The organism is aff. Roholtiella sp. LEGE 12411 (genome assembly GCF_015206995.1).
GTDB lineage: Bacteria > Cyanobacteriota > Cyanobacteriia > Cyanobacteriales > Nostocaceae > Komarekiella.
Window position 1 is genome coordinate 1 of record NZ_JADEXR010000192.1, and the last position, 10,196, is coordinate 10,196.

Here is a 10,196-nt window from a genome sequence, read left to right on the forward strand (position 1 = left end):
GCATTGGGCATGGGGCATTGGGCATCCTCAGTTCTGAGTCTCTATTCCCGGCCATTGGTTTGGGCTAATTCTGGTTTGACGCGATTTTTGTTACGTTTAGATAATATTTGTTCGGGATCAATGCCATCAAAGGTGGGGGGTAGCCAAACTCGCAGTATCAGTAGTACTCCCAGAACTAATAAGAAAGCACAAGTTGCTAAAACTTGACTCCAACTTGTTTCTAGAACACCTTTAACTATGACTTCTCGCAAAGCGGAAACAATGGAAACTTCAACAGCTACCCCAATAGATACTCGATGTTCCTGTAGGTAAATGATCAGCAGTCTAAATAACTCAACTAAGATCAGTAAAAAGAGAATATCGGCGGTAACAGCATGAAAATCCAAAGGGGGAAGCAGGGAGAGAAACATATCTCTCACCTGAAGCACCATGAAGCTAAATAAACCGATACATAAAGAAATTACAATCACATCTTGAATAAATTCCAAGGTTCGCACGACGCGCCCCCGATTTATTTCATACATAGTAATTGGGGTATTTTCAGCAGGCTTGTACATAAGAGGATGAGGGTGATAGGGGAAAGGGTAAAAGTTAAAAGGTGAAAATAACTAATTTCTATCTTGGGGCTTCTAGAGCATGGATTCAGTAATCGCAAAAACCCGATTTATTTTCGGTAAAACGACAAATTATCGTTGACCGTAGAGACGTTGCATTGCAACGTCTCTACGAAATAATCGGTGTTCTAGCTAATAACAAATGACCAATGATTATTTAGTAATGATTTCCAATTTTGCGGTGATGGACGGCAGTTAGTGCATTGACTTTGGCAATTCGTCCGGTTTGGACTGTACTGTAAATTACCCAATGATCTCCACAATCCATACGGCTAGTAATTTCACATTCCATATAAGCCAGAGCATCAGCTAAAATGGGAGATTCATTAGTAGCGGGATATGTTTTTACTCCAGCAAAACGATCAGCCCCAGGAGCAAAACGTTTCAGAAAATGTTTCATTAACCCTTGATAGTTTCCTTCTTCTAAAACATTTAAAACAAAGCGATCGCCAATATGCATAAAGGATTCAATTGCCCGCTCTTTAGCTACTGCGATCGCTACTCCTAAAGGATTAAGGCTTGCTTGTGTCACCCAAGAAGCAAACATTGCACTCTGAATATCTCCTTTTTTGGCGGTGATAATATATAGTCCAGTGCTGATACGTCCTAAAGATTTTTCCAGATCTGTATTGATGGATTTGATTTGTTTGATTGTGCGATCGCGGGTCAACCATAATCCTATATCTGCTCCCGCTTCATCACAAAGTTGTTCGGTTGCTTGGGTGGGAATGTCTTTGACTAAAATAGCGGGAAAGGCTTCAATTAATCCCAGTTCTTGAAACTTATTTCGTAATGGATAAATGGGTTCATCTTCCCCTCCTCCCGATTCCAATAAACCAATTGACTGCTTATGATGAGCAGCAGCTAAGATGGTACTCAAGGCAGCCTGAGCCATTGCTGAAGATTGGGGTGGCATTCCAATGACTAAACCAGAAGCTTGTGCGACTAACTCTCGAATTTCTTGAGGCTCGGCGCTATTGAAATCTATTAATTCTACTGCCACACCTGTTTTCGCACATCCATGTGCTATGGTACGCACTAAGTGCTCGCTATATCCATAATCTTCTACGTAAAATAAAGCCACTAATGTCTCTGTTTTCGCTTGTTCTAGACTCCAGTTTTGATACCGTCCGAGCCATTCGGGAATATAGTGTTGCAGTAACGGCCCATGTCCCGTTGCAACTGTTCTTATTTCTAATTTTTCAATTCGCTTTAAAGCAGCCAAGACAGAGCGGGCATTAGGCCCCATCAGGCAATCATAATAATATGCAAAATCTTCCTCTATTGAGGTGAGATTTTCATCATAAGTATGATCATCACAGTAGTGCATCCCAAACACATCGCAGGTGTAGAGAGTAGAAGTTTTGTGGTCAAAAGTAAAGATGGTGTCAGGCCAGTGTAAGTTAGGTGTAGAGATAAATTCTAATTCGTGTCCGTTACCTAAATCTAGACGCTCTCCACTTTTCACCTGCATAGATTTAAAGGGCTGGTGAACCATATTTTCTAGAAATTGAATGGCTACCTTAGCACCAACAACGGTAACGGAGGGAGCTAATTGTAAAATATTTTTCACTAAGCCACTGTGATCGGGTTCTGTGTGACTAATAATCAAGTAGTCTATTTTAGCCGGATCAATTAATCCCAATAATATTTCAAGATATAAATGCTCAAACTTGCGGTGAGAAGTATCAACTAAGGCAACTTTTTCTCCCTGAATTAAGAAAGAATTATAGGTTGTTCCATTCCGTAATCCAAATTCTATATCAAAACGCTCTCTATCCCAGTCGAGACAACGAATAGCAGTAGTTTGGGGAGCAATTTCAACAGTTTCAATAGTCAAACGTCCTGGATAGGGAAGAACTTGAGTAGGCTGTGTGAGTGCAACCATTTATTTTTTCCGAGAATATATTATTTAGAGCGAGTGTTGTTCTTCTTATATTTACTTGAAGTACTCAATTAGTAAAATGCTAATTTCTAAAGCTATTCATCAGAAAGATTTATTCTTCATTGGGCTGGATATACCATTGAATTTTCCAATGTTTATCATTACTTTTATGCCCAATAATGAATGTGAGAGTCGTGTAAATTCTTAGTTAAATTGTTTATCGATGTCGTCAATCTTTCTTCCTCCGCCTGTACAACAAATCAACAGCGAAATTGCTGATCACGCTGGTGTTGATTTGTATGTGCTACGCCTAGACCTCATGCACCCGTGGGTTAATGGCAACAAGTGGTTCAAACTGAAGTACAACCTTTTGGAAGCCAAGCAGAAAAATTTCACGACGCTGCTTACTTTTGGAGGTGCTTATTCTAACCATATCTATGCAACTGCGGCGGCTGGGAATCTTTGCGGTTTCCGTACTATTGGTGTAATACGTGGCGAGGAGAGGCTACCGCTGAATGCTACCCTAAGTTTCGCTGTAGGGCAAGGTATGCAGCTTGTGTACTTCAACCGTGAGATGTATCGACAGCGGAACACAATAGCGCTACAGGAAGACCTACGGCAACGTTTTGGTGGAGTGTTTATCATTCCCGAAGGTGGCTGCAATCTGAACGGTGTGCGTGGTTGCACAGAGATAATTGACACAGCGGAATTTGATACTATATGCGTGGCTTGTGGCACGGCTACCACACTGGCTGGAATTGCGCTTTCGTTGCACAAAGGACAACGAGCGATCGCTTTTCCCGTTATCAAAAATGGGTCATTTCTTACACAAGAAATCGATAACCTATTGACGAACTATCTCGCCTCTAGTCTACCTGCACCAACTGAGCCAGGAGCTTGGGAACTGGTATGTGATTACCACTTCGGCGGCTATGCAAAGGTGAACGACGAGTTGCTAAGGTTCAGCCAACAGTTTAGACAAGCCCATGACATACCCCTCGATTACGTATATACTGCCAAAATGTTTTATGGGGTGATGGATTTGCTACGGCAGGGATTTTTTCCTCAAAGCGATCGCCAAAGGCATCGTCTGCTGCTGGTACATACTGGTGGTTTACAGGGCAATGTTGGTATGGAGGAGCGGCTACCGTAATATCGCAGATATTATAATGTATAACTAAGAACATCAAACCCAATGTCCTTAGATTACATTTTATGCTGACTTTTTGCTTAAGTTGACACCAATGAGCATTGCTGTGCCCTTACAGCCAATAAGCAAGCTACTTCTTCACTACTTGCAAACGCTGAGTTATCATCGTCATCCCGTCGCCCCGGAGAACCACCGCAGAAACCCATTGGCTACCAGGGGTTGATGGTGCTTGTCCCACTTTAAAAAGTCCGCCAGATGTAAGTAATTCTAAATTTACAGGTGTGGGGTTGAGATATTTTTCTGGTTGGATCGGCTCTTCCAGAGCCGTTCCGAGGAGAAAATCCTCACCCAGTGGCTCTTGGACGATCGCATCAAAAGTATACTTCTGACCGACTTTTACCTGTTGGGGTAATTTAATATCAATTTGGGGTGGCTTGCTACCAGAGGTAAGTAAGGTACGTTCTGCCAAAATGTCTTGGCGGACGATTTTTGCACCTATAAGGCGCTGACGCGATGTAATTGAGGCATTGAGAGCCAGATTACTACTGTTGGCAGAGGGTAAGCCAGTTATATTAGTTACCGTTTCGGCAACGATCGCATTGCCTTCAGATTTCCAAGAGCGCAACTGTGTGCTGTATCGTAAATTTGGATATCTTTGCCAGAGTGAAGTTAAGGCTTTTTCTAGAGTTTGGCGATTTAAGCCATCCCCGTGAACAAAATTAGTACCGTAGAATTGCATCACCCCTTTAACATCGCCCTTACTAGCGGCTGCATCAATTTGCGTCAACAGGTTTTTGAGTTCAGCGGGTGCATTTTGGGAAGTACTACGTTGAGCAAGTTCCCCAGTTGCAGCCAATTGACGTGGTGTATTGGCTTGAGCGCGTTGCCAATTACTGCTTAAACCAAATGTCAGCAAGAACAAAATCAGCCAGATACGGACGGGAAATCTTTGTTGGCGTGTCACTAATAAGGCAATAATGTTAGTCATTGGTAAGATTTTACTGATTTGAGTAGAGAAAGCAGGGAAATTGTTTTATCTTAATGAAGCTAGGCGCTAAACGGTAGAGGTTTGATGGCAAACGCACCGATAAAATTACTAATAGCTGCCAGTGGGACTGGTGGACACTTATTTCCAGCGATCGCACTGGCAGAAAAACTGCCAGATTATGAAATTGAATGGCTGGGCGTACCCAATCGGCTAGAAACTCAACTTGTCCCTAAACAGTATCCCTTGAATACTATTGCAGTTGAAGGGTTTCAGCAAGGGTTTGGACTTTCTTCTCTGTGGATCTTGGGTAAACTCATCAGTTCGATTCTGGAAGTTAGGCGAATTCTCAAACAGGGAAATTTTCAAGGGGTGTTTACCACAGGAGGTTATATTGCAGGGCCAGCCGTCATCGCGGCGCGTTCCCTAGGTTTACCCGTGGTTTTCCACGAATCTAACGCTTTACCTGGTAAAGTGACTCGCTTTTTTGGCCCTTGGTGTAGTGCGGTGGCGTTGGGATTTGCAGAAGCTGCTAGGTATTTACCTCGTGCTAAAAATGTCTGCGTAGGTACTCCTGTACGTTCGCAGTTTCTTGATGGAGGAATTAATACACCATTAGATTTACCCATTCCTGACGGTGTTCCCTTAATCGTGGTTTTTGGTGGTAGTCAGGGTGCAGTTGCTGTGAATAAGTTGGCGCGTCAATCAGCTCCAGCTTGGTTTGATGCTGGTGCGTATGTAGTGCATTTAACTGGCGATCGCGATCCCGAAGCTGATATTCTGAAGCATCCGCAATATATAGAGTTGCCTTTTTACGACAACATGGCGGCTTTATTGCGGCGAGCAAATTTAGCAATTAGCCGTTCTGGTGCAGGTAGTTTAACAGAATTAGCAGTGTGTGGAACGCCAGCAATTTTGATTCCTTACCCCTTTGCCGCTGAAGACCATCAATCTTATAATGCAGACGTATTTACTTCATCTGGTGCAGCACTCACCTTTAAGCAATCAGAGTTGACATCTGAAATATTGCAAACTCAAGTTTTAAATTTGCTGCGATCGCCAGAAAAGTTGGCAAAAATGGGGGAAAGAGCAAAGGCGATCGCAACTCCTGATAGTGCTGAGCAGTTGGCGTCTCTAATATGTGAGGTAATAGCAACTCAGTTGGGGAAAAAAATATAAAAATTAACGCAACTTTTACTAACTTACTATTTAAGCCCATGCGTAGATGCATACTTATAGGTCAAAGCAAGCTACGCGTAGCTTTTCGCACAGAAGTAGCTTGTTGCCAGATATCACCTTTCATTCACCAAGGTTATTCGCTTTTGAGGAAGCGTCTGTTGCCATTATTCTTTCTGATATCGTTCGTTGCAGTACTGCTACTCAACAGCTTTGTCCCTGCTGCTGCTCTACCTCCTCAACCTCGTCAAGAAATTCGGGGAGTGTGGCTCAGTGGTAATGATTTTAGCGTTTTCAGAAATCGCTCAAAAGCGGAAGCAGCCATGAGCCAACTGCGGCAATTAAACTTTAATACCGTTTATCCGGTAGTATGGAACGATGGCTATACACATTACCCCAGTGCGATCGCGCGAAAAATGGGTATTCCCTTCTTCTTCAAGGGAACAGATGGACAAGATGTGATTGCAGACATTATCAGCCAAGCCCGCAGACAAGGGCTATTAGCAATACCCTGGTTTGAATTTGGTTTCATGGTTCCTCTAACTTCGGAACTTGCATACAAGCATCCCAATTGGCTCACACAAAAGCAAGATGGGACTCAAACTTCAATTAGTGCTGCGGGAGAAGTCGCCTGGCTGAATCCCTTTCACCCGGAAGTGCAAAAGTTTATCACCGAACTAGTCACCGAAATCATCACTCAATACGATGCTGATGGCATTCAATTTGATGACCATACGAGTTTACCTGTGGATTTTGGTTACGATAAATACACAATTAGTCTATATACTCAAGAAACTGGCAATCCTCCTCCACCTAATCCCCAAGCCCAAGCATGGATAAAATGGCGAGCAGATAAAATTACTGCATTCATGGTAGATCTCCACCAAACTGTGAAAGCTAAAAAACCGAATGCTATCTTCTCAGTTTCTCCCAATTACTATGATTTTGCCTACAAGCTGCAACTGCAAGACTGGCTCAATTGGGTACGGTTGGGTATTGTCGATGAATTAGTCATGCAAGTGTACCGTAATGATTTAGAAAGTTTTATCGCTCAAATTACCCGCCCAGAAATTTTAGAAACCCAACAAATTATTCCAACTGGTATCGGTATTATGGCAGGGTTACGAAATCGCCCAGTTTCTATCCCACAAATTCAATCTCAGGTGCAAGCAGCCCAACAACGTGGTTTAGGTATCGGCTTTTTCTATTACGAAAGCCTTTGGGATATCGCACCAGAACCAGCAGCCCAAAGACAATCAGCATTTGCGGCTCTTTTCCCAAATCCGGTGTTGCGCGACATCTCCCAAAATACACCCCGCAAGCCTACTTTTAACACTATATCCTTACCTTTATATCCAAAACCTTCCCTTGGTCAACGTGTTCGCGGCTATTTTCTAGAAGTGGCAGTAGCAGGTGGCCAGCCCAAGCGTATTTTATTAGATACTGGTTCAGCAGGGCTGCGAGTTCCCAAAGAGTTTTTGGGTAATGCTCCTATTCGCAGAACAGGTCAAAATGTCAAGGAGGTATTAAGTGATGGTACTATCCTGGAAGGAGAATTAGTTTATGCTAATGCCCGGTTTGGTTTGATTCCCACCGCCGAACCTGTTCCCGTACAGGTTGTTACTAATCGCCAATGTACTGCACAAAAACCTAATTGTTCAGCAAAGAATGGTGTGCCATTTTCCGGTATTGTTGGTGTCAACTATTTTGAAAAGTCACTTCCCTATAATCCGTTGAGAAAATTACCAGGAAATCTAAATAACGGATTTATCGTGATTGGAAATGGTGGTAGTAACAACAATGGCAGCCTAATTCTCGGTTTAACTGCTGATAATCAAGCAGGTTTCAAAATGGCTGCTTGGAGTCAACAACCTGAAGTTAATGGTGTACCCGGTAATCGATGGGACTCTAGACTGAGCAAGGTTTGTTTAACTATTACTGGGAGTTCTGCGAAAAATTCTTGTAATGCTAGAATGATCACTGATACTGCAAATATTAATGGTTTGACTGAATTCAAGTCAGCTTCCACAGCAGGTAAACTCAAAGCAGGAATATTACGCTCAGCAAATGCCGTGAAGGTAGCAATTAATGGCATTTTTGATTATAGTTTGACACCAGGAACCCGCGACGGATTAAATCGCTGGAATTTGAGTATTTCATCACAAGCAGAACTTCCTATATTTGTAAATACTGGCATCGCATTTTTTGATAAATACGATGTACTCTTTGACCCAATTAATGGAAAACAAGGTTTTCGTAGTCGGCGGTAGGAAAAAATAGTAACTTGCTTCCTCAGATGACTAACCCTTATGGAATTTCTTCCATTTTTTTAATACCAAATTGCCAAAGACAAGAACTCTTGCATCAATATTTTGTGGTATAAGACTCGACTATTTTAATTTCCGTTTGGGCAATTAAAATAGGAAAAATTGATAAATTTTTTCGATTCAAGGAAGTCGTGGAAGCTTTCTGTGAAGCTCGACGACGTTCGCTTGAAAATGCTTAAAGCCAGTCTGACTCTGAGTTCGGCAAGATGATCCTTTAAAAAACGGCAATCTTTTCCTTTAAGTCACAAATAAGTTTGTAAATACTGGCTATATAAATTACATGAATCCTTATAATTTTATTAAACAAGACGCCTGATAGTTCTAATATTATTAAAGGAAGAAGAACTACCACACTGAGTAAAACTAGTGGAAATACCAGTTACAACAAAACCTGTTGGAATAGCAGATGATGGACAAATACTTAATGAACTATTAAGAGGTAAGCCTTGAGCAAGCCTGATAGTTCTAATATTATTAAAGGAAGAAGAACTACCACACTGGGTAAAACTAGTGGAGATACCAGTTACAACAAAACCTGTTGGAATAGCAGATGATGGACAAATACTTAATGAACTACCGGGTGTAAGAATACTAGCATTTGTAATAGTTCTAATATTATTAAAAGAAGAAGAACTACCACACTGGGTAAAACTAGTGGAAATACCAGTTACAACAAAACCTGTTGGAATAGCAGATGATGGACAAATATTTAATGAACTACCGGGTGTAAGAAGACTAGCATTTGTAATAGTTCTAATATTATTTGTGAAACCACCACACTGAGTAAAACTAGTGGAGATACCAGTTACAACAAAACCTGTTGGAACAGCAGATGAAGCACAAATTTGACTTGTCTGTGAAAAGGCTTGCTTTTCAGGTAAAACTCCTCCTATTGCAATTCCCAGTACTAACATTGGGGTCAAAATATTATTTTTTTTCATTTTTTCAGTAGTATTACTTGGAGAAATCCACGTTTTTTAGAATACTACATTACTGAATTGTTTATGGCTCTAATAGAAAAAGTTTAATTATACAGATACAAAAAATATATATACTAATGTTTAGCTTTGTGGGCAGTTTGTACAGGTTTTTTGTGCCAGTCTTGTGTCTTTTTGCAAAATTGGGATGCTCCCCTACTAATCGCAGTTTGTTCCAAATCTCTCGTCGTTTACCTTCTTCGTGTAAAGCGCGTAGTAGTCCAAAAAAATCCCGGTAAATTTCTGGATATTCAAAAATTTTATCAACTTCATCTAAACCAAGGGTTAGCGGCTTATTAATTGTTGGTATTAGATATTCCTCAAAATAGGCTTTACATGCCATGCTGCTACCCACAATTTCCGCTAAATCCCAATAATCATCAATTTGATTCGGGATATTTAAAGCTAAACCAACACTGCCACAAAACCAAAAATTGCATACACAGTCTTTTGGTCGGATGTTAGCTTGCTTCTAACCCGTCCACGCGCTCTTTTAACTGCCATTTCTCGCCAATTGACCCAGACGTTTCAACACACTCAAAACCGTATATAATTCATTTCCCGGATTGAAAATGTAGAACAAGCGAGACAATACATATTTTGGTGTTTCTTGTTTTATTAATTTAACAAAAATAAAACTACTACCATTGGAGATTAGTCCGTATACTGGTTTATCTGAGTTAGAGACTGCCAGCATATAAGCTAGCAACTGTGGTTTGCCCACCTCCACGGAAAAAGCTGCTTGTTTAGACTCTATAACTACTACTACTAGCTGTTCAAACAAAACTAAGATATCAATCTGCCCTTTGACTCTTACGCCTTCATCTTCAGCCGAAACTTCTACAGATTTTTCAGATTTGACATGAAACGGGGATAGATAAAAGTCTGCTAAATCCAACAAAGGAGACAGCACCACCATCTTGACAGTGTTTTCCAGCAGGGGAGGGTACTTGAGTAGGGGAAACGCACCTTATTTACTAATAAAAACTAAGAGAGATTTCAAAATGACATAGATAAGTGTAAAAATTCCTAAAATGATAAATAAAATGAATGAAGTATTCTGAAAAATATGAATTAGATTA

9 protein-coding genes are annotated in these 10,196 nt (G+C 41.1%); 3 read left to right on the forward strand and 6 right to left on the reverse strand.

The genetic code is table 11. The features are described 5' to 3' along the window. Positions 1-41: 41 nt before the first annotated feature. Positions 42-557, reverse strand: a complete 516-nt coding sequence (locus tag IQ246_RS26495; RefSeq protein WP_194006280.1) for a phosphate-starvation-inducible PsiE family protein — start codon at positions 555-557, stop codon at positions 42-44. 214 nt (positions 558-771) lie between these two features. After that, on the reverse strand, positions 772-2,502 hold the full coding sequence (locus tag IQ246_RS26500) for a diflavin flavoprotein (protein WP_194006281.1): 1,731 nt from the start codon (positions 2,500-2,502) through the stop codon (positions 772-774). Positions 2,503-2,722: 220 nt separating this feature from the next. Here IQ246_RS26500 and IQ246_RS26505 point away from each other — a divergent pair, with 220 nt between their 5' ends. Then, the gene (locus IQ246_RS26505) at positions 2,723-3,652 is read left to right on the forward strand and encodes a 1-aminocyclopropane-1-carboxylate deaminase/D-cysteine desulfhydrase (RefSeq protein WP_194006282.1); all 930 of its coding nucleotides are present in this window, start codon (positions 2,723-2,725) and stop codon (positions 3,650-3,652) included. A gap of 127 nt (positions 3,653-3,779) precedes the next feature. Here IQ246_RS26505 and IQ246_RS26510 read toward each other — a convergent pair whose 3' ends face one another. Next, entirely contained in the window at positions 3,780-4,637 is an 858-nt protein-coding gene (locus IQ246_RS26510) for a nuclear transport factor 2 family protein (protein WP_194006283.1), read from the reverse strand. Between the two features lie 84 nt (positions 4,638-4,721). Between IQ246_RS26510 and murG the strand changes: the two genes are divergently transcribed. Together murG and IQ246_RS26520 are read left to right on the forward strand one after the other, a co-directional pair. Then, positions 4,722-5,813: an undecaprenyldiphospho-muramoylpentapeptide beta-N-acetylglucosaminyltransferase gene (gene murG / locus IQ246_RS26515; RefSeq protein WP_194006284.1), complete on the forward strand. Its 1,092-nt coding sequence runs from the start codon at positions 4,722-4,724 to the stop codon at positions 5,811-5,813. Positions 5,814-5,851: 38 nt separating this feature from the next. Then, a complete protein-coding gene (locus tag IQ246_RS26520; RefSeq protein WP_194006285.1) occupies positions 5,852-8,080 on the forward strand; it encodes a glycoside hydrolase family 10 protein in 2,229 nt (742 codons plus the stop codon). Positions 8,081-8,436: 356 nt separating this feature from the next. Here the strand turns inward: IQ246_RS26520 and IQ246_RS26525 are convergent, their stop codons facing one another. From IQ246_RS26525 to IQ246_RS26535, 3 genes are all read right to left on the reverse strand, one after another. Then, positions 8,437-9,078, reverse strand: a complete 642-nt coding sequence (locus tag IQ246_RS26525; protein ID WP_194006286.1) for a hypothetical protein — start codon at positions 9,076-9,078, stop codon at positions 8,437-8,439. A 61-nt stretch (positions 9,079-9,139) separates the two neighbouring features. Next, positions 9,140-9,574, reverse strand: a complete 435-nt coding sequence (locus tag IQ246_RS26530) for an AAA-like domain-containing protein (RefSeq protein WP_194006287.1) — start codon at positions 9,572-9,574, stop codon at positions 9,140-9,142. Positions 9,575-9,607: 33 nt separating this feature from the next. Continuing rightward, positions 9,608-10,033 (reverse strand): PD-(D/E)XK nuclease family protein, encoded by a 426-nt coding sequence (locus IQ246_RS26535; RefSeq protein WP_244142168.1) that lies wholly within the window; start codon positions 10,031-10,033, stop codon positions 9,608-9,610. Positions 10,034-10,196 lie beyond the last annotated feature (163 nt).

Coding starts and splice junctions, on each gene's coding strand:
- IQ246_RS26510 (WP_194006283.1), bottom strand. CDS start 4,637: ATGACTAACATTATTGCCTTATTAGTGACACGCCAACAAAGATTTCCC.
- IQ246_RS26505 (WP_194006282.1), top strand. CDS start 2,723: ATGTCGTCAATCTTTCTTCCTCCGCCTGTACAACAAATCAACAGCGAA.
- IQ246_RS26520 (WP_194006285.1), top strand. CDS start 5,852: ATGCGTAGATGCATACTTATAGGTCAAAGCAAGCTACGCGTAGCTTTT.
- IQ246_RS26495 (WP_194006280.1), bottom strand. CDS start 557: ATGTACAAGCCTGCTGAAAATACCCCAATTACTATGTATGAAATAAAT.
- IQ246_RS26525 (WP_194006286.1), bottom strand. CDS start 9,078: ATGAAAAAAAATAATATTTTGACCCCAATGTTAGTACTGGGAATTGCA.
- IQ246_RS26535 (WP_244142168.1), bottom strand. CDS start 10,033: ATGGTGGTGCTGTCTCCTTTGTTGGATTTAGCAGACTTTTATCTATCC.
- murG (WP_194006284.1), top strand. CDS start 4,722: ATGGCAAACGCACCGATAAAATTACTAATAGCTGCCAGTGGGACTGGT.
- IQ246_RS26500 (WP_194006281.1), bottom strand. CDS start 2,502: ATGGTTGCACTCACACAGCCTACTCAAGTTCTTCCCTATCCAGGACGT.